A 23998-nucleotide genomic window follows, 5' to 3' on the forward strand; every position below is an offset into this window, starting at 1 on the left:
GGGGCGCATGGGTGCACTGGCGGGGGCGCGCGGAGGGCCGGGGAGCGGGGGTGGGTACGGACAGGTGGGGGCGCCGGCGAGGGGGTGGCTCGACAGGATGGCTCATCCTCGTGGTCGACGTGTCCGGTTTCGCGTGTTCACATCGGCATTGACCGGATATCCACCGGGCAGTGATCCCTTCTCCGGTGATCACCGCACGGCCTCAGGGGGTACTCATGGCAGCCAGGCCACTCGTTCCGCGTCAGCTCAACGAACGGCTCCAGGCGCTCATCCAGGAGGCAGGCTGCTCCAACGCCGGCCTCGCCCGCAGGGTCAACATGGTCGGCGCGGAGCGCGGTCTCGACCTGCGGTACGACAAGACGTCGGTGGCGCGCTGGCTGCGCGGGCAGCAGCCGCGCGGCCGGGCGCCCGGGATCATCGCGGAGGCCCTCGGCCGCAAGCTGGGGCGCACGGTCACGATCGACGAGGTCGGCATGGCCAACGGCCGGAACCTCGCCGCCGGGGTGGGGCTCCAGTTCGCGCCGACCGTGCCCGGGGCGATCGAGCAGGTCTGCGAGCTGTGGCGCAGCGACGTGGGCCGCCGGGACTTCCTGAACGGCTCGACCGTCGCGGCCTCCGCGCTCGTCGAGCCCAGCAGGGACTGGCTGATCACGGGGCCCGACGCGCACGTGGCGCGGATGGCGGGGGCCCGCGTCGGGGTCGCGGACGTGGCGGCGGTACGGGAGATGACGGCGGCGCTCGTCGACCTCGACCGGCGCTTCGGCAGCGGCCACGTGCGGCCGGTGGTGGTGCACTACCTCAACAGCGTGGTGTCGGGGATGCTGTCCGGCTCGTACCGGGAGGCGGTCGGCCGGCAGCTGTTCGCGGCGGTCGCCCGACTGACCGAGCTCGCCGGGTACATGGCGGTGGACACCGGCGAACCGGGCCTCGCGCAGCGGTACTACATCCAGGCGCTGCGGCTCGCGCAGGCGGCGGGGGACCGGGGGTACGGCGGCTATGTCCTGGCCGCCTCGATGAGCCACCTCGCCGCCCAGCTCGGCAACCCGCGGGAGATCGCCCAGTTGGCGCGGGCGGCGCAGGAGGGGGCGCGCGGGAAGGTGCCGCCGCGCGCGGAGGCCATGTTCCTCGCGGCGGAGGCGCGCGGGCACGCGCTGATGGGCGACGTGGGCGCCTTCGAGACGGCGGCGGGCCGTGCCGTACGGGCGCTCGACCGGGCCGATCCGGAGGCGGGCGACGACCCGGCGTGGATCGCCCACTTCGACGCGGCCTACCTCGCGGACGAACTGGCGCACTGCCACCGGGACCTGGGGCAGGCGGAGGCGGCGGCGCGGGCGGCGGAGGAGTCGATCGCCGGGCACCCGGAGTCGCGGGCGCGGCGGCGCGCGATCGGCCTCGCGCTGCTCGCCGCGGCGCAGGTCCAGCAGCGGGAGGTGGAGCAGGCCTGCCGGACGGGCACGCGGGCGCTCGAACTGCTCGGCACGCTGCGGTCGTCGCGGGGCGCGGAGTACCTGGACGACCTGAGGGAGCGCCTGGAGCCGTACGCGGGGGAGGCGGTGGTGCGGGAGTTCGGGGCGCGGATGGAGCTCTATGCCGCCTAGGGCCTGTCCGGCCCTGATCCGCCGGACAGGCCTGGACGCCCATGTCCGTTTCGTAAACAGGTTGTGTAACCGGTCTCACACGTGTGTGCGGAGCCCTGTCGGCACCCGGTAGCGTGAGCCGACGATTCCGTAGGTTGGTCCATCAGTGGGAGTCCCGGTGACGCAGAACGGACAGGGTCCGGAGCATGGCGGCGGTCAGCCGTGGGGCGGCGCCTGGGGTCCCGCCGCGGGTCAGCCGGGCGGGCAGCCGCTGCCGCCCGCGCAGCCGCTGCCCCCGGAGGCGCCGCAGGGCGCCGCCGACATGCAGTCCACCCAGTACCTGCCGCCGATACCGCCGCAGCAGGCCCCGCCGCAGCCCGGCTACGGCTACCCGGGCCCCGGCGGCCCGGCGGCCGCCGACATGCAGGCGACCCAGCACATCGCGCCGGTCCCCGGCGGGATGCCCCCGGTGCAGGGCGGGATGCCTCCGCAGGCCGGGATGCCGCCTGCCCAGGGCGCCCCGCAGCCGGGGTACGGCTACCCGGGTCCGGGCGCCCCGGCCGCCCCGCAGCCCGGCTACGGCTACCCGGGCCCCGGCGGCCCGGCCGCCGCCGACATGCAGGCCACGCAGCACATGGCCCCGGTGCCGCCGCAGCAGGGCGGGGGCTCCGACACCCAGTTCCTCGGCACGGGCCCGCTCGCCCAGCAGGGGCCCGGCCCGGCCGGCGCCTCGGACGCGACCCAGTACATCGCCCCCGTACCGGCGCAGACGCCCGGTGAGCGGCAGCCGCCCGCCGAGTTCGACAGCCTCTTCCGTACGGAGGCCCCGCGGCCGCCTCAGCAGCCGCACGCGCCGCAGGGCTACCAGCAGCCGGGCCCGGCCCCGTACCAGCAGCAGCACCAGCCGCCGCAGCCCCCGCAGCAGCAGTACGGCTTCCAGGACGCCTACTACGACGACGAGCCCGAGCCGCGCCGCAAGTCGCCGGTCGCGCTGATCGCCGCCGTCGTCGTCGGCTGCGCGGTCGTCGGCCTCGGGGCCGGGATGCTGCTCAGCGGCGGCGACGAGGAGCCCTCCAAGACCGGCGGGCAGAACGTCGCGGCGAGCTCCGCCGCGCCCTCCGCCTCGGCGGGGCAGCCCACGGAGAAGCCGGCCGACCCGGCGGAGCCGCAGGCGCAGGAGCTCAGCAAGCTCCTCGCGACCAGCAGCAGCAGCCGTGAGACGGTGATCAGTTCGGTCGGGTCCATCGGCCAGTGCAAGAACCTCGACCAGGCCGCGAGCGATCTGCGGGGCGCCGCCGAGCAGCGCCGCGGGCTGATCACCAAGCTCCAGGCGCTGTCGGTCGACAAGATCCCGGACAACGCGGCGCTGACGGCGGCGCTCACCAAGGCCTGGCAGGCCTCGGCCGCCGCCGACGACCACTACGCGGCCTGGGCCGACCAGATGAAGGGCAAGAAGGCCTGCAAGGGCGGTCACGCCCGGTCGACCAGCCAGAAGGCCGCGGGGGACGCGAAGAGCGGCGAGGCCACCAACGCCAAGCGCGAGGCGTCCGGGCTGTGGAACCCGATCGCCTCGAAGTACGGCTTGGAGAAGCGGAGCCCGACGCAGCTCTGAGCGGGCTTACGGGGCGCTGAGGACGGTCTCGCCGACGTCGACGAAACCGGGCTTCTGCGCCACGAGCCGCCCCTGGCGCACCACCTGGAACGTCACCTCGTGGTTGACGATCCGGGTGAAGCCGGGGGCGCCGAGCAGGTCCTCGTACTTCCAGCGCAGGCTGGGGGTGAGGCCGCCGGTGTCGATCCGCTCGCCCCGGTCGAGGGCGTGGCTGATCTGCCAGGCCGTGATCTCGTCCTCGTCGATGGACTCGATGACCTTCTTGAGGACCGTGTACGCGATCCAGGTGGTCTGGACGCCGGCGTCGGCCGGGTCGACCCGGTTGTCGACGAAGGCGAACTCCTGGATGACCTTGCGCATCGGCTCCCAGCTCTTGTCGCCCTCCGCCGGGTACCAGCCGGTGACGAACGCGCCCTCGAAGGGGCTGTGGGGGCCGCCGGTGCGGTCGATGACGGGCTGGTCGACGCTGCCGAGGACGGAGGAGATCCGGACGGTGCCGGGCTTCTTCTCCTGCTCGGGGAGCCGGCGGAAGGAGTCGAAGAAGGTCTGGGTGCGCTCGCCGAGGACGGCGGTCACACAGCCCTTCTCGCCGCCCGCCCGGGTGCGGGCCCGGTCCGCCTGCTCCGTGTACTCGGCGGAGTCCTCCAGGGCCGGGATGTCGACGGCCCTCTGGTGACTCGCCTTGCGCAGGCCGGAGTCGAGGAGCTCGGGAAGCCGGTCGCCCGAGGCGGTGTCGGGGCGGACGAGGGAGACCCGCTCGCAGGAGTCGGCCAGCTGCATGCCGTGCCCGGCGACGAGCGAGGCCACCCCGCCGTTGACGGGGTAGGAGAGCGGGCTGGTGAACTCGTCCTCCGCGATGCCGTAGCCGCCGATGTACGGGATGCCCGCGGCTTCCAGCGGGGCCATGAAGGCGCGGCCGTTCTGGCTGTACGAGCCGACGACCGCCACCGCCTTCTCGCGCACGGCACGGCGGGCGCAGGCGGCGGCGCCGGCGGTGCTGTTCTGCTCGTTGCAGGTGAGGACGCGCAGTTCGTGCCCGTCGATGCCGCCCTGGGAGTTGACCCACCGGGCGAACGTCTGCGCCATCGCGGGCATTCCGGGCATATTGGTCGCTCGGGTCTGGTCGGGAGCCCACGTCATCACCGTGACGGGCTCCCTGGAGCCCCCCGTGGCCCCAGGGAGCACGCCACATCCGGTGAGCAGCGACGCTCCGGTCGCCGCGGTCGTGACGTACGCGAGGAGTGAGGTCAGTCGCCTACCGGTCATGGGCATGCACATTTCCGCCTCATGGGTAACGCGGGAGTGAGCACGGTTCAACGGGGGGTGACGCAAAGGTGAATTGCGGGGGCCGGTGTCCGTATGGGGAGGGGGCGACTCCGCTTGTCGGACAAGGAACGTACGATCGGAACGTGTCCAGTCCCGTCGCCAGTCCAGTCCCCGGTTCGGTTAACTCTTCCCGTCGCGGCCGTCGCTCCTCCACCATGGGCGGCATGCCGCTCAACGACATGCCGTGGTGGCGCTGGCGCAGCAACGTGCGCTCGGCGCTGCACATGCTCTCCGACCCCGTGTTCCACGAGACGACCTGGCTGACCGGCCAGGAGGGGTACGGCGACGTCACCGACGCCGTCTACCGCCTCGTCGAGGACACCTGGCTCGACAACTGGTCCGCCGAGAAGTACGTCGGCGCGATCTTCCGGGACACCGGCGAGGCCGCCCTCGTCGACGTCGCCGTCCTCCGGGTGCTGCGGATCATGCACCAGGTGGGCCCGGACGCCCCGGTCTCCGCGTACCTGGCCCACCCGGGCTGGCCCGAGGCCGTACGGGCCGCCCGCGAGGCACACGTACGGATGGCGCAGGCCGACGGCGAGGACCCCGACACGCCCCCGCGCTCCCTCGACGTGCTCCGTATCATGACGCGGTCCTGAGGCGTTCCGCCTGACGGACAGCGGCCTCCCGGCGGGGGCGGGGTGTGGCAGGCTGACGGAATGACCGACCAGTATGTCCTCACCCTCTCGTGCCCCGACAAGCAGGGCATCGTGCACGCCGTGTCGAGCTACCTCTTCATCACCGGTTGCAACATCGAGGACAGCCAGCAGTTCGGAGACCGTGACACGGGTCTCTTCTTCATGCGGGTCCACTTCTCGGCCGAGGCGCCGGTGACGGTCGACAAGCTCCGGGCCAGCTTCGCCGCCGTCGGCGACTCCTACGCCATGGACTGGCAGATCAACCGGGCCGACCAGCCCATGCGGGTCGTGCTCATGGTCTCCAAGTTCGGCCACTGCCTGAACGACCTGCTGTTCCGCTCGCGGATCGGGGCGCTGCCGGTGGAGATCGTCGCGGTCGTCTCCAACCACACGGACTTCGAGGAGCTGGTGGGCTCGTACGGGATCCCGTTCCGGCACATCCCGGTCACGAAGGAGAACAAGCCGGAGGCGGAAGCGGAGCTGCTCGACCTCGTCCGCTCGGAGAACGTGGAGCTGGTCGTCCTGGCCCGCTACATGCAGGTCCTGTCGGACGACCTGTGCAAGGCCCTGTCCGGCCGGATCATCAACATCCACCACTCCTTCCTCCCCAGCTTCAAGGGCGCCAAGCCCTACCACCAGGCGCACGCGCGCGGCGTGAAGCTCATCGGCGCGACCGCGCACTACGTGACGGCCGACCTCGACGAGGGCCCGATCATCGAGCAGGAGGTCGAGCGGGTGGGGCACGAGGTGACCCCGGACCAGCTGGTGGCGATCGGCCGCGACGTCGAATGCCAGGCCCTCGCCCGCGCCGTCAAGTGGCACGCGGAACGCCGAATCCTCCTGAACGGCCGCCGCACGGTCGTCTTCGCCTGACCCTAGGGCCCCGCACCCGGGCTGGGCGGTGCCCCACCGCCGTGTGGGCCCGCACCCGTGCTGGGCGGTGCCCTTCGCGCCCCCCGTGTGGGCCCGTGCCCGGCTGGGCCTTCGCCCCGCGCCCGCGTGGTGCCCGCGCCCGGCTGGGCGTCGCCCACCCGCCGTGTGGGCAATCGTCCCGCTGGGGCGGGACGGGTGGGCACACGGGACGGCGCCCCCAGCGGCGCCTCCGCGTTCCGCGCCTGAACCCGCACCACCAGCGCGGCGCACCCGTGGTGCGGGTCAGGGCGCGGAAGCCTCGGGCGCCGGCAGGGCGCGGGTCCGTTGTGCCCACCCGTTCCGCCCCAGCGGAACGACTGCCCACAACGGGGCGGCACGAGGCGCCCACCACGGGGGCGGCGCCGTCCGGGCGGGTGGGCACCGCCCCGGCGGAGCGACGCCCGCAACGGGGGTGCCGGGCGCGGCTACAGGCGGCTCAAGGAGGCTGCTGCCGACAGGACGTCTCTGATCGCCTCGCGGTCGCCGTCCTGCCCCGCCGCCGCCTCCTCCGGCGTGATGTGCCCCGCCACCAGCTGGCAGAACTCCACCCCGTCCATCGCCACCTGCGCCACCGCGCGCTCCGCCGAGCCGATCGCCGCCGGGGAGTCCAGGGCGATGTACCAGTGGCCGCCGCCCGCGCCCTCCACCTCCAGGTGGAGCGAGCGGCCCGGCGCGCCCGCCGCGACGAGCTCTCGCGCGGGCCCGGCCAGGCCCGTGCGGCGGCGGTTCGCGAGGGCCCCGGGGAGCAGCCGGGCCGCGAGGTCGATCATGCCGTGGAGGTGCGGCCCGCTCGGCGGCGCGTACGGGTACGCCACCGCGGTCGCGATGTCGTCCGCGTGCAGCCAGCACTCGAAGGCCCGCTCCAGGAGGGAGTCACGGAGCGGGAGGGCGAAGTCCTTGTAGCCCACCGTCAGGTCCGCCACCCCTCTCCCCGCGAACGCGACCGTCCGGATCAGCGTGTGCGACTGGTCCCGCCACGGCCCCCGGACGGAGCGGTTCGGCGGCCGGTCGAGGGACGACCAGAACGCCTCCGTGCGTTCCGTCGGGGACAGTTCCGGGACCCCGGCTCCCAGCGGGTCGTCGAGGCCGAGCGCCGCCGACACCAGGCCGTCCACCGCCAGGAGGTGGCCGATGACCCCCGCGACGGTGGCCTTGCGGCGCACCACGCGGTTCTCCTCGTACCACTTGAGCCGTACCGGCGCGTGCCACTCGGACTCGCCGATGTCCCTCAGGAGCGCGTCGAGCCGGGCGGTCTCCGCGTCGTACGGCGTGACCCAGTCGGGCACGGGGATGCGGGCGGGCCGGCGGCCCAGGCAGTTCTCCAGGACCCGGGAGCGGAGCAGCGGGTCGAGGTCCAGGTCGCGGTCCTCGTGGAGGAGCGAGACGGCGTCGCGGAGCCGGAGGGCTTCGTCGGCGCAGGGCGCGCAGCCGGTGAGGTGGTCCTCGACGGCCCTGGTCTCGCCGGCGGAGCACGCCGAGAGCGCCCAGGCCCCGAGGAGGGACTTGAGCACGCTGTGGGTGAGGACCGGCACGTCCGGCTCCTCCGCCTCCGGTGTCGTCTCCTCCGCCGCCGGTGGTGCCGTCAGGTCCGCGTGGTCGTCGGCAGCCCTGCGCGGTCCCGGTATCCACGGGGCGCGTGCGGTGGCGTCCGCGTCGTCGTCGTCGTCCGGCCCGGTCACGGTGTCCGTCCGTAGCCGTTCGCGGAGGAGAGCAGCTGGAGGCCGAGCCGGAGGCGCCGGCGGGCCTCGTCCTCGGTGACGCCGAGGTCGGCGGCGGTCTGCCGGTAGTCGCGCCGCTGGAAGTACGCCAGTTCGAGCGCGGCCCGCAGCGGGGCGGGCATGGAGGTCACGATGTAGTCGGCGCGGGCGGCGGCCGAGGCCCGGCGGACCTTCTGCTCCAGCTCCTCGGCGGAGCCGATCCCCGTCTCCGCGTACGCCAGGGCCTCGGCCTGCCGCAGCCGGTGCACGGCCTGCCGCTGGGTCAGCTTGGCGACCCACGCGCGCATGTTGCCCTGCTTCGGGTCGTACGAGTCGGGGTTCTCCCAGATGTAGCCGAAGACCTCGCGGGTGACCTGGTCGGCCGCCGCGTCGTCGTCGAGGACCCGGTGGGCGAGGCTGTGCACGAGGGAGGCGAACCGGTCGTAGAACTCGCCGAGGGCAGCGGCCTCCCCGCGCGCCAGCCGCTGCTGCATCCTGCGGTCCCAGCGCGGTGGTGTGTCCATCGCCATGAGGCCCTCCCCGTTCCGGTTCTCCTCCAAAGTAATGCGCCGCTCCGACAACACACTCCTGTTTGCCGCAAGTGCGCCCTTGACGCAGATGCGGATGGTAAGGAAAGCGTCATCCCCCGGCCCGGGGGTTTCGGCGTTTCCTGGCGGGGCAGGCGGCGTCCGTGACGACGATCGAAGTCGACGAGGACGAGCACGGCTCCTGGACGGTGTTCCGCGTCCAGGGGGAACTGGACCTGGTCACCTCCCCCCTGATACGCCGCCGCGTCCACGACGCCGTCGCGGGCGGCCGCCACGACCTGGTGATCGACCTGTCCGCCGTGCGGTTCTGCGATTCCAGCGGCGTCGGCGTGCTGATCGCCTCCCGCCGCCTGCTCCGCTCCTGCGGCGGCCGGCTCCGCCTGATCCTTCCCGAGGAGGAGCGGGACGGCCACGTCGGGCGGGTGCTCTCCGCGCTCGGGGTGCGCCGCCTCTTCGACGTGTACGAGGACGTGCCGGAGGCGATCGCCGGGGTCACCGGGGTGCCGGGCCGAAGCGCTCCCTGAGCTTGTACTTCAGCACTTTCCGCAGGGTCTCGTTGCGGGGGAGCGCGTCCACCACCTCCAGCTGTTCGGGCAGCTTGTGGACGGAGAGCCCGGCCCCCCGCAGGAAGGCCGTGACCTGCGGAAGGTCCAGCGGGGCCGCGCCCGGCGGCTGTTCGACGACGGCACAGACGCGTTCGCCGCGCTCGGCGTCGGGGAGGCCTATGACGGCGGCGTCGCCGACGTCCGGGTGCGTGTGGAGGAGGTCCTCGATCTCCTTGGCCGAGATGTTCTCTCCCTTACGGATGATGATGTCCTTGATGCGGCCCGTGAGGACGAGGTGCCCGCTGGGCGTGAGGTGTCCGACGTCGCCGGTGATGAGGAAGCCGTCCTCGTCGAAGGCGGCGGCCGTCTGCGCGGGGTCGAGGTAGCCCCGGCAGACGGCCTCGCCGCGGAGCCGGACCTCGCCGTCGCCGGTGATCCGGATCTCCATGCCGGCGGGCGGGCGGCCCTCGGTGGAGGCGAGGTTCTCGACGGTGTCGTCGGGGGCGCCCATCGTGATCATGGGGACCTCGGTCATGCCGTACCCGTGGGTGAGCTGGCAGCCCAGCTCCTTCCGTACCGCGTGATAGATCTCGGGCGGTTTGGGCGCCCCTCCGCCCGCGAGCAGGCGGAGGGTGGGGATGACGGGCTTCCCGGGCTGCTTGCGCTGCTCGGCGAGGAACATCGAGTAGAAGGCGGTGGAGCCGCCGGCGACGGTCACGCCGTGCCGGTTGTACTCGTCGAGGGCCTCCGGCAGCGCGAACTGTTCGAACATCACGGCGGGGAATCCGTACAGCAGGAGCATCACCGTGTAGTCGGGCCCGGCGATGTGCGCGTACGGGAAGGCCATCGAGCCGACGTCCCCGTCCGTCAGTTGGAGGGCGTGGGCGAGGCAGGAGCCGCCGGCGAGGAGCGAACGGTCGGTGTGCAGGACGCCCTTGGGGTCGGAGGTGGTCCCGGAGGTCCAGTAGATCCAGCGGACGTCGGTGCCGGAGGCGGGGGGCGGGGGGAGGACGGCCGGGTCGCCGTCGGGCAGGCCCTCCGGGGAGTACGCCTCGAAGATCCCGCGCGCGCCGAGCCTCCGGGCCATCTCCGCGTAGTCGAATCCACGCCAGATTCCGGGGACCGCGAAGAACTCGGCCTTGGACTCGCGCAGCGCGAAGCCGACCTCCTTGTCCCGGTAGAAGGGGATCACCGGGGACTGCACGGCGCCGATGCGGGCGAGCGCGAAGGAGAGCACGGCGGTCTCGATGCGGGTGGGCAGCTGCCAGGCGACGACCGTCCCGGGGCGCACCCCCATCCCGTACAGCCCGGCGGCGCAGCGCTCGGCGCGCTCGCGGAGGCCGCCGAAGGTGAGGACGCGGTCGCCCTGGAGGAGGACGGGCCGGTCGGGGGTGAGGGCGGCGCGGCGCTCGACGAGCTCCCAGAGCGTGCGGGACCCGCCGAGTGCGTGTGCGGTCTCGTTCATGACCGTACTCCTCTCGTCCGTACTCCTCTTGGCTGACGTTCCGTCAGATCGTGCGGTGAGCGTAGAGGTCCGGCGCTTGTCGGTCCAGGGGTGCGCGGCTAGCCTGATTCCGTCAGATCTGACGGGTCATCAGAAACGGGCCGGGAACGGTCCGCCGTAACGGGCCGGGAACGGTCCGCCGAATCCGGGAGAGGCTCCATGACGGAACTGCCCCGCATCATCAGCGTCGACGACCACGTGATCGAGCCCGCCCACCTCTTCGAGACCTGGCTCCCGAAGAAGTACCGCGACCGCGGCCCCCGGCCCCTCACGGCCGGCATCGGCGAGCTCGCCTACGTCGCCGGCAAGTACCAGATCACGATGGACCCCGAAGGCCCGCCCACCGACTGGTGGATCTACGAGGACCTCAAGTTCCCGTACAAGCGCAACATCGCCGCCGTGGGCTTCGACCGCGACGACATGACCCTGGAGGGGATCACGCGGGAGGAGATGCGGCGCGGCTGCTGGGACCCGGCCGCACGTCTGAAGGACATGGACCTCAACCACGTCGAGGCCTCGCTCTGCTTCCCGACCTTCCCCCGCTTCTGCGGCCAGACCTTCGCCGAGGCCCACGACAAGGAGGTCGCCCTCGCCTGCGTCCGCGCCTACAACGACTGGATGGTCGAGGAGTGGTGCGGCGACAGCGGCGGCCGGCTGATCCCGCTGTGCATCATCCCGCTCTGGGACATCGACCTGGCCGTCGCCGAGATCCGGCGCAACGCCGCCCGTGGGGTCAAGGCCGTCACCTTCTCCGAGATCCCCACCCACCTCGGGCTCCCGTCGATCCACTCCGGCTACTGGGATCCGTTCTTCGCCGTCTGCCAGGAGACCGGGACGGTGGTGAACATGCACATCGGCTCCAGCAGCCAGATGCCGGCCGCGTCCCCCGACGCCCCGCCCGCCGTCCAGGCCTCACTGAGCTTCAACAACGCGATGGCCTCGATGATGGACTTCCTGTTCAGTGGGGTCCTCGTGAAGTTCCCCCGGCTCAAGCTCGCCTACAGCGAGGGCCAGATGGGGTGGATCCCGTACGCCCTCGAACGCGCCGACGACGTCTGGGAGGAGCACCGGGCGTGGGGCGGGGTGCGCGACCTGATCCCCGAGCCGCCGTCCACGTACTACTACCGGCAGATCTTCTGCTGCTTCTTCCGCGACAAGCACGGCATCGCCTCGCTGGACGTGGTGGGACGGGACAACGCCACCTTCGAGACCGACTACCCGCACGTCGACTCGACCTTCCCGCACACCAAGGAGGTCGCCCTCGACCACGTCCAGGGCCTCGACGACGAGACGATCTACAAGCTGATGCGGGGGAACGCCATCCGGATGCTCGATCTCGGGATCGTCTGATGGACCTCTCCTGCACCGACGAGGAGGAGGAGTTCCGCGCGCGGCTGCGCGAGTGGCTCGCCGCCACCCTGCCCGGCCTCCCCGAACGGCCCGACCCGCTCGACTGGCCGGCGCGCCGCGCCTACGACTGCGGCTGGCAACGCCGTCTGTACGACGCCGGATACGCCGACACCCACTGGGACGCCTCCCCGACCCAGCGCCTCATCTTCCTGGAGGAGACCGAACTCGCCGGAGCCCCCTACGTCGGCGCCAACTTCGTCGGCCTCCTCCACGCCGGACCCACCATCGCCGCCGAGGGCACGGCCGCCCAGCGGGAACGGTGGCTGCCGCCGATCCTGCGCGGCGACGAGGTCTGGTGCCAGGGCTTCAGCGAGCCGGACGCCGGATCGGACCTCGCCTCCCTGCGGACGAAGGCCGTACGGGACGGGGACGCGTACGTCGTCACCGGCCAGAAGATCTGGACCTCGCACGCCGAGGTCGCCGACTGGTGCGAGCTGCTGGTACGGACGGACCCGGACGCGCCGTCCAAGCACAAGGGCATCACCTGGCTCGCCATGCCCATGGACGCCCCCGGCATCACCGTACGACCGCTGCGCACCCTCGCCGGGTCCACCGAGTTCGCCGAGGTCTTCCTCGACGAGGTGCGGGTGCCCGTCGAGAACCGGGTCGGGGAGGAGAACGACGGCTGGCGGGTCACCATGGTGACGCTGTCCTTCGAACGCGGCACCGCGTTCGTCGGCGAGGTCGTCGCGTGTCGTCGGCTGCTCGGCGAACTTGCCCGTACGGCCCGGAAGAACGGCACCTGGGACGATCCCGTACTCCGCAGGCGGCTCGGCAGGCTCTCCGCCGAGTTCCAGGCGCTGTGGCGGATCGTCCAGGCCAACGTCAGCGAGGCCCAGGCGACGGGCGGGGTTCCCGGTGCCGGCGGCTCCGTCTTCAAGCTGCACTACTCGCACGCCCGCCAGGAGCTGTACGACGCGGCCGCCGCCGTCCTCGGGCCCGACGCGCTCGACCTCGGGCGCGACTGGACCCTCGACCGGCTGTCCTCGCTCTCGTACACGATCGCGGCCGGCACCTCGCAGATCCAGCGCAACATCGTCGCCGAGCGGATCCTCGGCCTGCCGAAGGGGCGGTGATTCGGTCATGGACTTCCGGCTCACGGAGGACCAGAGGGCGTTGCGGCGGGGGGTGCGGGAGTTGCTGGCGGGGCGGTTCGACCGGGAGGTGTTGCGGGGCTTTGTGGATGCGCCTTCCCTGGACAGGGGGCTGTGGCGGGAGCTCGGTGACGCCGGGTTCTTCTCGCTGCGGCTTCCCGAGGCGGAGGGGGGTGTCGGGCTCGGGCTGCCCGAGGCGGTGTTGGTGTTCGAGGAGGCGGGGAGGGTGCTGCTGCCGGGGCCGTTGGTTTCCACGCACCTGGCGGCGGGGGCCGTGCCGGGCGCTGCGGACGGGTCCGTTGTCGTGACCTCTGTGGACGAGGGGCTGGTCCCTTGGCTGGACGAGGCCGATGTGGTGCTGGGCGATGTCACGGGCGCCGTGCCGGTGCGGTCGGTCGATCCGCTCACGCCCTTGCACCGGTTGCCCGGCACTGGGGACGGTGCCCACCCTTATCCTCCCCCTAGGACTTCGTCCTGGGGGGACCCCCGAGCGGAACGCCTGCCCACAACGGGGTTGGCGGAGGCCACTCTCCTCACCGCCGCCGAGCAGGTGGGCAGTGCGCAGGCCACTACCGACATGGCCGTCTCCTACGCTCACGCGCGGTCTCAGTTCGGGCAGGTCATCGGGGGGTTTCAGGCCGTGAAGCATCTGTGTGCCGGGATGCTCGTGCGGGTCGAGCTCGCTCGGGCCGCCGTGTGGGCCGCTGCCGTCACCGGTGATCCCGTCGAGGTCGCCGGGGCCAAGCTGCTCGCCGATGACGCGGCCGTCGGCAACGCGCGGGACTGCCTTCAGGTGCACGGCGGCATGGGGTTCACCTGGGAGGCCGATGTCCACCTGCATCTGAAGCGGGCCTGGGTGCGGGCCGAGCTGGGGATGACCGCCGCCCGGGCCGAGGAGACCGTGGCCGCGGGGCTGTAGCGCTTCGTGTTCGAGACGGTGCGGAATGTTGATATCGGGTTGTGTCCTTCGGCGGGGCCGTCACGGCCCGGAGTCGGCCTCCGCCTCCGGTACGCTCCGTGGGATGCGAGTGCTCGTTGGCCCGGTTCGTCCCGGTGTCGCCCCTGCGGCGGCTCCGCGGCCGGGAATGCCCGCCGCTCGCGCCCGGCGTTCGACTACCCGCAGCGTGCGTCGCACAGTATGGACCATGCGTACTCCTTCGCGCTGGAATATGCCCGAAGCGCTTGTTGCGGTGACTGTACGTCAACCATGCTGTCCCACAAGGGAATCACGTTCCGTAAAGGTGTGTCCGCCGGTTCGGATGGTGTGAGCGGTGCAGGTGCTTCAGGTTCAGTTGGAGGTCGGGCCGGACCCGGCAGAGGTGGGACGAGCCCGGAGGTGGGCCCGGTCGCGGCTCGCCGGTTCGGGCATAGGGGATGACGAGCCGCTCGCCGAGACGCTGGTGCTGCTCATCTCCGAGCTCGTGACCAACGCCGTGGTGCACACGGGCTGCCCGGCCGTGCTGCGGATGCTGTTCGCCGCGGGGGGTGGCGGGGTGCGGGTCGAGGTGGCCGACACGAGCGACCGCCCGCCGCAGCCCCGGCACGCGGAGGGCGACGACACCAACGGGCGCGGCCTGGAGCTGGTGGACGGGCTCGCGGACCGGTGGGGCTGGCAGCCGGAGGGCGTCGGCAAGAGCATCTGGTGCGAGGTGGACCGGGTCGTACCCGTGTCGGCGACGGTGCCGACGTTGTCGCCCGGTCGGGTGCACTGTTGACGATTCGTTCCGTTTTGCCCACCCTGGGGTGAGCGATTCGTGGCGAGCGAGGGGAGCCGAGGGCCGTGTGTCCTCGGCGTGTGCGGGTCGTGGTCGGGTGGCGGCGAGTCCGTGCCGTGCTCGGGGCGCGTGCGAGCGCGCCGCCGCCCGCAAGGTCCTACAGGACGGCCACCGGGGCCACCGGCGTGCCCGTGCCGCCGACGAAGGGCTCCGGCATCGCGGAGAGCAGGAAGGCGTAGCGCCCTTCTTCTGCACAGGCTGTGGACAGAGCCTCCAGATTCCAGTTCTGCCCCTGGAGCATGCCCATCTCGACCAGGTCGAGGGCGTGCACGGGCAGCCAGAGGTCCTCGATCTCGGGCGGGAAGATCTCGAAGGTGAGCGTGTCGTTGGCGACGGCCGCGACGTCGTGCGCGTGGAACCACTCCGGCGTACGGACCGAGAGGCCCGGTGACGGGAACGCGTACCCGTGCTTGTCCCCGGCCAGGTACACCTGCATCTGCCCGGTCCGTACGAGGACGACGTCCCCGGACCGTACGGTCACCCCGCCGAATTCCGCCGCCTCGTCGAGGTCTTCGGGGGTGACGGCGTGGTCGCCGGGCAGCCGGTCCACCCCCTTCGCCGCGGCGACGTCCAGGAGGACCCCGCGGCTCACGATGTGACGGGCCGTGTGGATGCCGCTGAACTCGGAGCGGCCGTGCGGGGTGATGGTGGCGGCGGGGCGGCCGTTGTAGATGCGGCCCGAGTGGGAGACGTGCGTCAGGGCGTCCCAGTGGGTGCCGGCCTGGAGGCCCAGGGTCGCGGCGTCGTCGCTGGTGGCGACCGTGCCGGGGCCGAAGAGCTCCTGGTTGACCTGGACCATGACGTGGAGCGGGTTGACCCGGCCGGGGATCATGCCGGTCTGTACGCCGTCCTGCTTGAGGTCGACGGCGAGCGGGATGCGGCGGCCGGTGCGGACGGTGGCGGCGGCCTCCCGTACGACCTCGTCGGTGACGAGGTTGAGCGTGCCGATCTCGTCGTCCTGGCCCCAACGGCCCCAGTTGTTGACGCGCTTGGCGATCTCGTGGAAGGCGGCGGGAAGAGACATCGGGGCCTCCGGGGTCTTGTTTTCCGGTATCTGACGGACCGTAGAATCCTGACGACGAACGAATCTAACGGACCGTCAGAAAGCGCGGGAAGGGGCCGGGCGTGGGGAACTTCTTGGCTGGCAAGGTCGTCGCCGTGACGGGAGCGGGGCGCGGCATCGGCCGCGCCGTCGCCCTCGCGTGCGCGGCGGAGGGCGCGAAGGTCGTCGTCAACGACTACGGGGTGTCGATCGAGGGCGGCGAGCCGACCTCCGAGGTCGCGGTCTCGGTGGTGAAGGAGATCGAGGCGGCGGGCGGATCGGCGGTGGCCGTCGCCGACGACATCTCCACCATGGCGGGCGGACAGCGGATCGTCGACGTCGCCCTCGCCGAGTACGGGCGGATCGACGGGGTCGTCTGCGTCGCCGGCATCCTGCGCGAGCGGATGCTCTTCAACATGTCCGAGGAGGAGTGGGACCCCGTCGTCGCCACCCACCTGAAGGGCACCTTCACCGTCTTCCGGGCCGCGTCGGCCGTCATGCGCAAGCAGGGCACCGGGACGCTCATCGGCTTCACCAGCGGCAACCACCAGGGCTCCGTCGCCCAGGCCAACTACTCGGCGGCGAAGGGCGGGATCATCTCGCTCGTACGGAGCGCGGCCCTCGGCCTGCACAAGTACGGAGTCACCGCGAACGCCGTCGCGCCGGTCGCCCGCACCCGGATGTCCGCGAACGTCCCCATGGAACTCAAGGAGATCGGGGAGCCGGAGGACGTGGCCGCCCTCGTCGTCTACCTGCTCTCCGACCGGGCCAAGGAGGAACGGATCACCGGACAGGTGTACACCATCGCCGGGCCCAAGATCGCGGTCTGGGCGCAGCCGAGGGAGCTGCGCGCCGGGTACGCCGAGGGCGGCGGCTGGACCCCCGAACGCATCGCGGACTTCCTGCCCGGGACGGTCGGGACGGACCCGATGCCGATGCTGGCGATGCTGGAGGAGATGGCCCGCGCGGCGGCCGCCGGAGACCGGCCGAACTCCCGTGAGGAGAACGGATCATGAGGGGCGTCGTCTTCGACGGGAAGCAGGTCCAGGTCGTCGACGACCTGGAGGTACGGGACCCGGGCCCCGGGGAGGTGCTCGTCGGGATCGCCGCCGCCGGGCTCTGCCACAGCGATCTGTCCGTCATCGACGGGACCATCCCGTTCCCGCCGCCCGTCGTCCTCGGCCACGAGGGCGCGGGTGTCGTCGAGGCCGTGGGCCCCGGCGTCACGCACGTCGTCCCCGGCGACCACGTCGCCCTGTCCACGCTCGCGAACTGCGGCGCCTGCGCCGACTGCGACCGGGGCCGGCCGACCATGTGCCGCAAGGCCATCGGGATGCCGGGGCAGCCGTTCTCGCGGGCGTCGACCGGGCAGCCGTTGTTCCAGTTCGCGTCGAACTCGTCCTTCGCCGAGCGGACCGTCGTCAAGGCCGTCCAGGCCGTGAAGATCCCGCAGGACATCCCGCTGACCTCCGCCGCCCTCATGGGCTGCGGCGTCCTCACCGGTGTCGGAGCCGTACTCAACAGGGCGAAGGTCGGGCGCGGCGAGACCGTCGTCGTCATCGGCACCGGCGGCATCGGCCTCAACGTCCTCCAGGGCGCCCGGATCGCGGGCGCGCTGACGATCGTCGCCGTCGACACCAACCCGGAGAAGGAGGCGGTGGCCCGGCAGTTCGGGGCGAGCCACTTCCTGACCTCCACGGACGGGGTACGGGACATCCTGCCCACCGGCGCCGACCACGTCTTCGAATGCGTCGGCCACACGGGCCTCGTGCGGACCGCGATCGACCTCCTCGACCGGCACGGCCAGGCGATCCTGCTCGGCATGACCGCGCCGAAGGCGGAGGCGAGCTTCCTGCCGGCCGCGATGTTCCTGGACAAGTCGATCCTGGGCTGCCGGTACGGCTCCTCACGGCCGCAGAAGGACATCGCCCTGTACGCGGAGCTGTACCGCTCGGGAACCCTGCTCCTCGACGAGCTGGTGACGGCGACGTATCCGGTGGAGGAGTTCGGGCGGGCGGCGGAGGACGCGGAGCGGGGGAAGGTGGCGCGGGGGGTACTCACGTTCTGAGCGGCACGGGCCCGCGCCCGGCGGGTGCGGGCGAAACGTGCTGGGCCGCGGGGCCGTACGGCCGTTACCGTCCCGGGCATGTCCTACCGCGAGCTCGCCACCCGCCCCGTCCTCGCCTGGTGCGCCGTCACCGTCACCAGCCGGCTGCCCGTCGCCATGGCGCCGCTCGCGCTCGTGTTCCTCGTGCGCGAGCGGCCCGGGGGCTACACGCTCGGGGCCGTCCTCGCCGCCGCGTACGTCCTCGGGGAGATCCTCGCCGCACCCGTCCTCGGCATGCGGCTGAACGCCGAACGGGCCCGGCCGCAGCTCGTCGCCGGGCTCGCGGTCGGCGCCGCCGGGTTCGCCGGGCTCGGGCTCGCGCCCGGCGCACACCCCGTCGTGCTCGCCGTCCTCGCGCTGCTCGCGGGCGCAGGGCCCGCCGCCGTGCCCGGCGGGCAGCGGGCCCTGCTCACCAGCCTCGTCCCGGAACGGGCCGTCACCCAGGCGATGAGCATGGAGTCGATGCTGACCTTCGGGATCTGGGCGGCCGCGCCCGCGCTCACCACCGGTCTGGCGCTCGGCGTCGCCCCCGCCGTACCGCTGCTGCTCCAGGGCTCCCTGATGGGGATCGCGGTGGCCGGTCTGTGGCTGCTGCCGGCCGGCTGGGCCGCCGGGGCGCAGGAGAAGGGCGCCTCGATGCGGCGGGCGCTGCTGCGGGCCTGGCCGGTGTACGTCCTGGGCGCCGCCGGCCTCACCCTGCTCGCCCTCGCCGAGCTCATCCTGCCCGCGCTCCTCGAACAGCGCGGGATCGGCATCGGCTGGGCGGGGCCGCTGCTCGCCGGGTTCTCGATCGGCTCGGCGGTCGGCGCGTTCGTGTACGGCCTCCGGGGCCGCTGGCCCGGCCCGCTGGCCGTCCAGTCCCTGGTCCTGGTCCTCGCGGTCGCCGCGGGCGTGGCCCTGGTCGCCGTACTGCCCTGGACGGCGGCGATCGCGGTCGCGCTGGTCGCCGCCGGGCTCCTGCAGGCGCCCGCGAGCCTCACCCGGAACCTGGCCCTTCGGGAGGCGCTCCCGCCGGGCGCGCTCGCCGCCGGGTACTCGGTCATGTACGCGGCGGTGGGCGCGGGTTACGCGGCGAGCGGCACCCTCGCGGGCGGACTCCTCAAGGCGGTGGCCCCGTCGACGGCGATCCTCTGCGGGGTGGTCCTGACGGTGCTGCTCGCGGTGGCCGGCGCGGTGGGGGAGCGGCGGCTCGGCGGGCGTACCCCCGAGGCGGCGACCACGGAGGACCGGACGGAGGTCGCCCCGGCGGGGAGCGGCGGCTGAACCGGTGTGCGCCGGCTCCTCAGGCGGAGGGCGTCCCCGTCGACGCCCGGAAGGTCCGCCGGTAGGACGTCGGGGTCACCCCGATCGCCGTCATCAGGTGCACCCGCAGCGACTGGGCCGTGCCGAAGCCCGCGTCCTGGGCGACCCGGTCGACGGGCAGGTCGGTGGACTCCAGGAGGTGCCGGGCGCGTTCGACGCGCTGCTGGGTGAGCCACTGGCCGGGGCTGATGCCGACCTCGTCGCGGAAGCGGCGCGTGAACGTCCGTACGCTCATCGCCTCCTGTTCCGCCAGGTCCCGCAGCTGGATCGGCTCGTGGAGGTGCGCGAGGGCCCAGGCCCGCGCGGCGGTCGTGGTGTGCGTGCCGGTCTCCGGCAGGGGCCGCTCGATGTACTGGGCCTGCCCGCCGTCCCGGTGGGGCGGTACGACGGTCCTGCGGGCCACGTCGTTGGCGACGGCTGTGCCGTGGTCGCGGCGCACGATGTGCAGGCACAGGTCGATCCCGGCGGCCACCCCGGCCGAGGTGAGGACGTCGCCGTCGTCGATGAAGAGGACGTCCGCGTCGACCCGCACGCGCGGGAAGAGGCGCTGGAAGTGCTCGGCGGACGCCCAGTGGGTGGTGGCCGGACGCCCGTCGAGGAAGCCGGCGGCGGCGAGGACGTACCCGCCGGTGCAGATGGAGACGAGGCGCGTGCCGGGCCGGATGTGCGCGAGCGCGGCGGCCAGCTCCTCGGGGAGCCTGCCCTCGTCGTAGATGGGTCCGAGCTCGTACGAGGCGGGCACGACGACCGTGTCGGCGGTGGCGAGCGCCTCCGGGCCGTGCTCGACGTGGATCGCGAAGTCGGCGTCCGTCTGCACCGGCCCGGCGGCCGGGGCACAGGTCACGATCTCGTACAGCGGCCGCCCTCCGGGGTCCTTCGCGCGGCCGAAGATGCGGTGCGGGATGCCCAGCTCGAAGGGGAGGAGGCCGGGCAGGGCGAGAACGGCGACGCGGTGCGGCGACGGTGGCACGGGCGGTGCTCCCTCCGTAATTCGGTGGTGGTCCAGACCATAAGGCTGGTACGAGTACGTGTCCGTGACGGACAACACGTACAAGTCTGAGGCCGCCGGACGGATTCCCGCCCCGGTCGAGCCGCCCGTACAGCAGTCGCCCGAGCCGCCCGTACAGCAGTCGCCGGTGCCGCCCGCGCTGTGGAACCGTAACTTCCGGCTCTTCTTCGTCGCCCGGGGCGTCGCCGTCTTCGGCGAGGGCATGGTCCCGGTCGCCTTCGCCGCCGGACTCCTCGGCGCCGGCCACCCCGGCTCCACCGTCGGCTACGCGCTCGGCGGATGGACCGCCGCCTTCGCGGTCTTCGTGCTCTTCGGCGGCGTCCTCGCCGACCGGTTCACCGCCCGCCGCATGATGATCCTCGCCGACCTGCTGCGGCTGCCCGGCGCCGCCGTCCTCGCCGTCTCCTTCACGCTCGGCAGCCCGCCGCTCTGGGCGGTGTACGCCCTCTCCGTGCTCAGCGGGATCGGCGCCGCCCTCTTCCAGCCGGGCGTCGCCTCCACCATCCCCCGCATCGCCCCCGACGTGCAGCGCGCCAACGCCGTCCTGCGGGTCGTCGAGGCCCTCATGACGATGGCGGGCCCGGCCGCGGCGGGCCTGCTGGTGGCGGTCTGGAGCGCGGGCGCGGCCTTCGCCGTCAACGGCACCACGTTCGCGATCAGCGCCGTCTGCTTCCTCCTGATACGCCTCACCCCGATCCCCTCCGACACCGCGCGGCGCGACTCCCTCGGTGCCGAACTCGTCGGCGGCTGGCGGGAGTTCCGCTCCCGGAGCTGGCTGTGGGGCGTCATCTCCATCTGGACGGTGTACGGACTGACCGTCGCCGGACCCATGGTGCCGCTCACCGCGAGCCTGGTGACCGAGGAGCACGGCTCGGCCGCGTACGGCGTGCTCATGGCCGTCAACGGCGCCGGCAGCGCGGTCGGCGGGCTCCTCGCGATCCGACTGCGCCCGCGCCGCCCGCTCGCGGCGGGCGCGGTGGCGCTGACCGGCCTGCCCGTGAACCTGACCCTGCTCGGCCTGGGCGCCCCGGTGGCGGTGCTCGGCGCGGGCCAGTTCATCGGCGGGGCGGCCTTCGCCTTCTGGCTGGTGATGTGGTCCACCTCGGTCCAGACGCACGTGCCGCAGGAGGCCCTGAACCGGATGCACGCGTACGACGTGGCCGGCTCGCTCCTGATGATGGGCGTCGGCCGCACCCTGTCGGGGCCGGTGGCGGCGGTGGTCGGCACGGAGGAGGTGCTGCTCACGGGGGCGGGGATCGCGGTGCTCGTGGTGGCGGCGCTGCTGCTGGCGAGGCCGATCAGAACGCTGCCGCGCTTGTAGGAGTGTGTGTCCCGATCCTTTGGAAACTTGTCATTCGGGCCAATGGTGAGGGGAGGGGGCGGACCCGGATGCTCGATGGCATGGCCCAGACAACGGAAACGCGCACTCGTCCGCCCGCGCCTCGTACTCCTCGTATCCACCGCGCCTGGTTCGTCGCGGCGGTCACCTTCGTCACGATCATCGGCGCCGCGGCCTTCGCCTCCCTGCCGGGCCTGCTGATCGAGCCGCTGCACGAGGAGTTCCACTGGTCGCGGGGGACGATCGGCTTCGCGGTCTCGGTGAACCTGGCCCTTTACGGCCTGACGGCGCCGTTCGCGGCGGCGCTGATGGACCGCTTCGGCATCAGGAGGGTGGTGGCGGTGGCGCTGAGCGTCATCGCGCTCGGCTCGCTCCTCACCGTCTGGATGACGGCGGCCTGGCAGCTCGTCCTCTACTGGGGCATCCTCGTCGGCCTGGGCAGCGGGTCCATGGCGCTGGCCTTCGCGGCGACGGTGACGAACCGCTGGTTCGTGGCGCGGAGGGGCCTGGTGACGGGCATCCTGACGGCGGCGGGAGCCTCGGGCCAACTGATCTTCCTCCCCCTCCTCTCCTGGCTGGTGGAACACCACGGCTGGCGCCCGGCCGCCGTGACGGTGGCCCTCGCGGCCCTCACGGTCGTCCCCTTCGTCTGGCTGCTGCTCCGGGACCACCCGGCGGACGTCCGACTGGCCCCGTACGGCGGGGAGTACGCCGAGAAGCCCGCCCCCGTCACGGGCGCGGCGCGCCGCGCGGTCACGGTCCTCTTCAAGGCGGCCCGCACGGGCCCGTTCTGGCTCCTGGCAGGCTCGTTCGCGATCTGCGGCGCCTCGACGAACGGCCTGGTGAAGACCCACTTCGTACCGGCGGCGCACGACCACGGGATGCCGGTCACGGCGGCGGCGGGCCTCCTGGCCGTGATCGGCGTCTTCGACGTGGTCGGCACGATCGCCTCGGGCTGGTTCACGGACCGCTTCTCGCCGCGGCGCCTGCTGGCGGTCTACTACGCCCTGCGCGGCATCTCGCTGCTGTTCCTCCCCATGCTCCTGGCGCCGTCGGTGCACCCCCCGATGCTGTTCTTCATCGTCTTCTACGGCCTGGACTGGGTCGCCACGGTCCCGCCGACGATCGCCCTGTGCCGCGAGCACTACGGCGAGGACTCGGCGATCGTCTTCGGCTGGGTCCTCGCCTCCCACCAGGTCGGCGCGGCGGCCGTCGCCTTCGCGGGCGGCGTGGCGCGCGACGTCTTCGGCACGTACGACGTCGTCTGGTACGCCTCGGGCGCCCTGTGCGCGGCGGCGGCCCTGATGGCCCTGGTCATCGCCCGACCCCGGACGGAGATGCCGTCCCTGGCGGGAGCATGATGACCGCCAGGGGGTGATCGTCGATGAGCGGTCCTGACACGGGGCGCACGCACGTCCGGATGCTGTGGGCCTCGATCCTCGCGCTGTTCCTCGAAGCGGCGCTGGCCGTGGTCCTGGGCGTGATCTTCGGCGACACCCGGCAGCCGGAACCGGGAGAGGAACGCGTCAGCGCTCTGTCGCTGCTGGTGCTTCCGTTCCTGCCAGTGCTGGCGCTGCTGCCCGCCGCCGCGGTCTCCGCGGTGATCGTGCTGCCGACGGTGCTGCTCGGCGAGGACCTGGCGCGCCGGGCCGGTGGCCGTCCGCTCTGGTGGCACCTGCTCCTGTCGGCCGCCGCCGGAGCCCTCCTGCTGCCGCTCGCGGGCGGGTGGGGGTGGGCCCTGGGAGCGGTCTGCGTGGCGGTGGCGGCGCTGCTCGCGCGGCCCGCGCGCAAGGGCTACTTCGTCTCCCTGCTGCTGTGGGGGACGGCTGCGGTTCTGACGGTGCTCATGCTGGGCGGCGCGGGCCTGTACACGGGCGTCCTCGAGAGCTGACTACCCGTTGCAGCCGGCCGCCCAGCACGGCGCGGGCCCACGCGGCGGGTGGCGGGTCTACGCGCTGAAGCGGCCGAACCGCCCCCGGTGGAACAGCAGCGGGTCCCCGGCCCCCTCCTCCGCGTCCAGGGACTCCACCCGCCCCACCACGATCAGGTGGTCGCCCCCCGTGTGGACGGTGGTGATCGTGCAGTCGATCCAGGCGGGCGCGCCCGCCAGGCGCGGTGAGCCCGTCGCCGGGGTCGGCTCCCACTCCACGCCCGCGAACTTGTCCGCGCCGCTCACCGCGAAGGACCGGCACAGTTCGCCCTGCCCCGCGCCGAGGACGTTGACGCAGAAGGTCCCGGCCGCCGCGATCCGCGGCCACGTCGTCGACGTGCGGGCGACCATGAAGGCCACCAGGGGCGGGTCGAGGGAGAGGGAGGCGAAGGACTGGCAGGCGAAGCCCGTCGGTCCGTCGGCGTCGAGGGCCGTCACGATCGTGACCCCGCTCGCGAAGTGGCCGAGGACGCGGCGGAATTCGGCCGGGTCGACGGGCGGGCGCTCGTCCTCCCGTACCGCGCGCAGGGCCGGCCGGGGCAGTGGTTCCACGGCCGTCGGCGAACCGGCCGCTCTCAGGTGTCGGACGGCGGTGGCCGCCATCCCCGCGTGTCCCATCACACCGTCCATT

22 protein-coding genes are annotated in these 23998 nt (G+C 72.9%); 15 read left to right on the forward strand and 7 right to left on the reverse strand.

Going from position 1 to position 23998, the window contains the following annotated elements:
* Nucleotides 1–215 precede the first annotated feature (215 nt).
* Together SVTN_RS21905 and SVTN_RS21910 are read left to right on the forward strand one after the other, a co-directional pair.
* On the forward strand, nt 216–1598 hold the full coding sequence (locus tag SVTN_RS21905) for an NsdA family TPR-like regulatory protein (protein ID WP_041130629.1): 1383 nt from the start codon (nt 216–218) through the stop codon (nt 1596–1598).
* Nucleotides 1599–1755: 157 nt separating this feature from the next.
* Nucleotides 1756–3189 (forward strand): hypothetical protein, encoded by a 1434-nt coding sequence (locus tag SVTN_RS21910; RefSeq protein WP_041130630.1) that lies wholly within the window; start codon nt 1756–1758, stop codon nt 3187–3189.
* Nucleotides 3190–3195: 6 nt separating this feature from the next.
* Here the strand turns inward: SVTN_RS21910 and SVTN_RS21915 are convergent, their stop codons facing one another.
* Nucleotides 3196–4455: an ABC transporter substrate-binding protein gene (locus SVTN_RS21915; protein ID WP_041130631.1), complete on the reverse strand. Its 1260-nt coding sequence runs from the start codon at nt 4453–4455 to the stop codon at nt 3196–3198.
* Between the two features lie 215 nt (nt 4456–4670).
* Between SVTN_RS21915 and SVTN_RS21920 the strand changes: the two genes are divergently transcribed.
* Both SVTN_RS21920 and purU read left to right on the forward strand, forming a co-directional pair.
* Entirely contained in the window at nt 4671–5114 is a 444-nt protein-coding gene (locus tag SVTN_RS21920) for an SCO4402 family protein (protein ID WP_041130632.1), read from the forward strand.
* Nucleotides 5115–5174: 60 nt separating this feature from the next.
* Nucleotides 5175–6026, forward strand: coding sequence for a formyltetrahydrofolate deformylase (gene purU, locus SVTN_RS21925; protein WP_041130633.1), 852 nt, complete (start codon nt 5175–5177; stop codon nt 6024–6026).
* A gap of 464 nt (nt 6027–6490) precedes the next feature.
* Here the strand turns inward: purU and SVTN_RS21930 are convergent, their stop codons facing one another.
* Both SVTN_RS21930 and SVTN_RS21935 read right to left on the reverse strand, forming a co-directional pair.
* Nucleotides 6491–7744 (reverse strand): zf-HC2 domain-containing protein, encoded by a 1254-nt coding sequence (locus SVTN_RS21930; protein WP_041130634.1) that lies wholly within the window; start codon nt 7742–7744, stop codon nt 6491–6493.
* Nucleotides 7741–8292 carry a sigma-70 family RNA polymerase sigma factor gene (locus SVTN_RS21935; RefSeq protein WP_041134139.1) on the reverse strand — a complete coding sequence of 184 codons (552 nt, stop codon included), beginning with the start codon at nt 8290–8292 and terminating at the stop codon, nt 7741–7743. The genes SVTN_RS21930 and SVTN_RS21935 overlap by 4 nt, the downstream gene beginning before the upstream one ends.
* Nucleotides 8293–8453: 161 nt before the next feature.
* Between SVTN_RS21935 and SVTN_RS21940 the strand changes: the two genes are divergently transcribed.
* A complete protein-coding gene (locus SVTN_RS21940) occupies nt 8454–8834 on the forward strand; it encodes an STAS domain-containing protein (RefSeq protein ID WP_041130635.1) in 381 nt (126 codons plus the stop codon).
* On the opposite strand, the gene SVTN_RS21945 is transcribed toward SVTN_RS21940, so the two are convergent.
* On the reverse strand, nt 8803–10320 hold the full coding sequence (locus tag SVTN_RS21945) for a class I adenylate-forming enzyme family protein (protein ID WP_041130636.1): 1518 nt from the start codon (nt 10318–10320) through the stop codon (nt 8803–8805). The genes SVTN_RS21940 and SVTN_RS21945 overlap by 32 nt on opposite strands.
* Nucleotides 10321–10518: 198 nt before the next feature.
* Between SVTN_RS21945 and SVTN_RS21950 the strand changes: the two genes are divergently transcribed.
* The 4 genes from SVTN_RS21950 to SVTN_RS21965 all read left to right on the forward strand — a co-directional run bounded on the left by SVTN_RS21950 (nt 10519) and on the right by SVTN_RS21965 (nt 14578).
* Nucleotides 10519–11709 (forward strand): amidohydrolase family protein, encoded by a 1191-nt coding sequence (locus tag SVTN_RS21950; protein ID WP_041130637.1) that lies wholly within the window; start codon nt 10519–10521, stop codon nt 11707–11709.
* The gene (locus SVTN_RS21955; protein ID WP_041130638.1) at nt 11709–12845 is read left to right on the forward strand and encodes an acyl-CoA dehydrogenase; all 1137 of its coding nucleotides are present in this window, start codon (nt 11709–11711) and stop codon (nt 12843–12845) included. Before SVTN_RS21950 ends, SVTN_RS21955 begins: the two co-directional genes overlap by 1 nt.
* 7 nt (nt 12846–12852) lie before the next feature.
* Complete coding sequence (locus SVTN_RS21960) at nt 12853–13782, forward strand: acyl-CoA dehydrogenase family protein (protein WP_041130639.1); 930 nt, start codon at nt 12853–12855, stop codon at nt 13780–13782.
* A gap of 352 nt (nt 13783–14134) precedes the next feature.
* Nucleotides 14135–14578, forward strand: a complete 444-nt coding sequence (locus SVTN_RS21965) for an ATP-binding protein (protein ID WP_041130640.1) — start codon at nt 14135–14137, stop codon at nt 14576–14578.
* A 157-nt stretch (nt 14579–14735) separates the two neighbouring features.
* Here SVTN_RS21965 and SVTN_RS21970 read toward each other — a convergent pair whose 3' ends face one another.
* On the reverse strand, nt 14736–15662 hold the full coding sequence (locus SVTN_RS21970) for a cyclase family protein (protein ID WP_041130641.1): 927 nt from the start codon (nt 15660–15662) through the stop codon (nt 14736–14738).
* Between the two features lie 101 nt (nt 15663–15763).
* Between SVTN_RS21970 and SVTN_RS21975 the strand changes: the two genes are divergently transcribed.
* The 3 genes from SVTN_RS21975 (at nt 15764) to SVTN_RS21985 (ending at nt 19050) form a co-directional block, all read left to right on the forward strand.
* Nucleotides 15764–16696, forward strand: a complete 933-nt coding sequence (locus SVTN_RS21975; protein WP_041130642.1) for an SDR family oxidoreductase — start codon at nt 15764–15766, stop codon at nt 16694–16696.
* Entirely contained in the window at nt 16693–17748 is a 1056-nt protein-coding gene (locus SVTN_RS21980) for a Zn-dependent alcohol dehydrogenase (protein ID WP_041130643.1), read from the forward strand. Before SVTN_RS21975 ends, SVTN_RS21980 begins: the two co-directional genes overlap by 4 nt.
* A 78-nt stretch (nt 17749–17826) precedes the next feature.
* Complete coding sequence (locus SVTN_RS21985) at nt 17827–19050, forward strand: MFS transporter (protein WP_052499246.1); 1224 nt, start codon at nt 17827–17829, stop codon at nt 19048–19050.
* Between the two features lie 19 nt (nt 19051–19069).
* Here SVTN_RS21985 and SVTN_RS21990 read toward each other — a convergent pair whose 3' ends face one another.
* Nucleotides 19070–20059 (reverse strand): GlxA family transcriptional regulator, encoded by a 990-nt coding sequence (locus tag SVTN_RS21990; RefSeq protein WP_041130644.1) that lies wholly within the window; start codon nt 20057–20059, stop codon nt 19070–19072.
* 58 nt (nt 20060–20117) lie between these two features.
* Between SVTN_RS21990 and SVTN_RS21995 the strand changes: the two genes are divergently transcribed.
* From SVTN_RS21995 to SVTN_RS22005, 3 genes are all read left to right on the forward strand, one after another.
* Complete coding sequence (locus tag SVTN_RS21995) at nt 20118–21419, forward strand: MFS transporter (protein WP_041130645.1); 1302 nt, start codon at nt 20118–20120, stop codon at nt 21417–21419.
* Nucleotides 21420–21499: 80 nt separating this feature from the next.
* A complete protein-coding gene (locus SVTN_RS22000) occupies nt 21500–22798 on the forward strand; it encodes an MFS transporter (RefSeq protein WP_052499708.1) in 1299 nt (432 codons plus the stop codon).
* 23 nt (nt 22799–22821) lie between these two features.
* Nucleotides 22822–23328, forward strand: coding sequence for a hypothetical protein (locus SVTN_RS22005; protein WP_159026493.1), 507 nt, complete (start codon nt 22822–22824; stop codon nt 23326–23328).
* Nucleotides 23329–23385: 57 nt separating this feature from the next.
* On the opposite strand, the gene SVTN_RS22010 is transcribed toward SVTN_RS22005, so the two are convergent.
* Nucleotides 23386–23970 carry a flavin reductase family protein gene (locus SVTN_RS22010; RefSeq protein ID WP_041134142.1) on the reverse strand — a complete coding sequence of 195 codons (585 nt, stop codon included), beginning with the start codon at nt 23968–23970 and terminating at the stop codon, nt 23386–23388.
* Nucleotides 23971–23998 lie beyond the last annotated feature (28 nt).

Source organism: Streptomyces vietnamensis, assembly GCF_000830005.1.
GTDB lineage: Bacteria > Actinomycetota > Actinomycetes > Streptomycetales > Streptomycetaceae > Streptomyces > Streptomyces vietnamensis.

Excerpts from the sequence above, each read along its gene's own strand:
- SVTN_RS21905 (WP_041130629.1), top strand. The coding sequence starts at position 216 with ATGGCAGCCAGGCCACTCGTTCCGCGTCAGCTCAACGAACGGCTCCAG.
- SVTN_RS21915 (WP_041130631.1), bottom strand. The coding sequence starts at position 4,455 with ATGACCGGTAGGCGACTGACCTCACTCCTCGCGTACGTCACGACCGCG.
- SVTN_RS21920 (WP_041130632.1), top strand. The coding sequence starts at position 4,671 with ATGGGCGGCATGCCGCTCAACGACATGCCGTGGTGGCGCTGGCGCAGC.
- purU (WP_041130633.1), top strand. The coding sequence starts at position 5,175 with ATGACCGACCAGTATGTCCTCACCCTCTCGTGCCCCGACAAGCAGGGC.
- SVTN_RS21935 (WP_041134139.1), bottom strand. The coding sequence starts at position 8,292 with ATGGCGATGGACACACCACCGCGCTGGGACCGCAGGATGCAGCAGCGG.
- SVTN_RS21945 (WP_041130636.1), bottom strand. The coding sequence starts at position 10,320 with ATGAACGAGACCGCACACGCACTCGGCGGGTCCCGCACGCTCTGGGAG.
- SVTN_RS21950 (WP_041130637.1), top strand. The coding sequence starts at position 10,519 with ATGACGGAACTGCCCCGCATCATCAGCGTCGACGACCACGTGATCGAG.
- SVTN_RS21955 (WP_041130638.1), top strand. The coding sequence starts at position 11,709 with ATGGACCTCTCCTGCACCGACGAGGAGGAGGAGTTCCGCGCGCGGCTG.
- SVTN_RS21960 (WP_041130639.1), top strand. The coding sequence starts at position 12,853 with ATGGACTTCCGGCTCACGGAGGACCAGAGGGCGTTGCGGCGGGGGGTG.
- SVTN_RS21970 (WP_041130641.1), bottom strand. The coding sequence starts at position 15,662 with ATGTCTCTTCCCGCCGCCTTCCACGAGATCGCCAAGCGCGTCAACAAC.
- SVTN_RS21980 (WP_041130643.1), top strand. The coding sequence starts at position 16,693 with ATGAGGGGCGTCGTCTTCGACGGGAAGCAGGTCCAGGTCGTCGACGAC.
- SVTN_RS21985 (WP_052499246.1), top strand. The coding sequence starts at position 17,827 with ATGTCCTACCGCGAGCTCGCCACCCGCCCCGTCCTCGCCTGGTGCGCC.
- SVTN_RS22000 (WP_052499708.1), top strand. The coding sequence starts at position 21,500 with ATGGCCCAGACAACGGAAACGCGCACTCGTCCGCCCGCGCCTCGTACT.
- SVTN_RS22005 (WP_159026493.1), top strand. The coding sequence starts at position 22,822 with ATGAGCGGTCCTGACACGGGGCGCACGCACGTCCGGATGCTGTGGGCC.
- SVTN_RS22010 (WP_041134142.1), bottom strand. The coding sequence starts at position 23,970 with ATGGCGGCCACCGCCGTCCGACACCTGAGAGCGGCCGGTTCGCCGACG.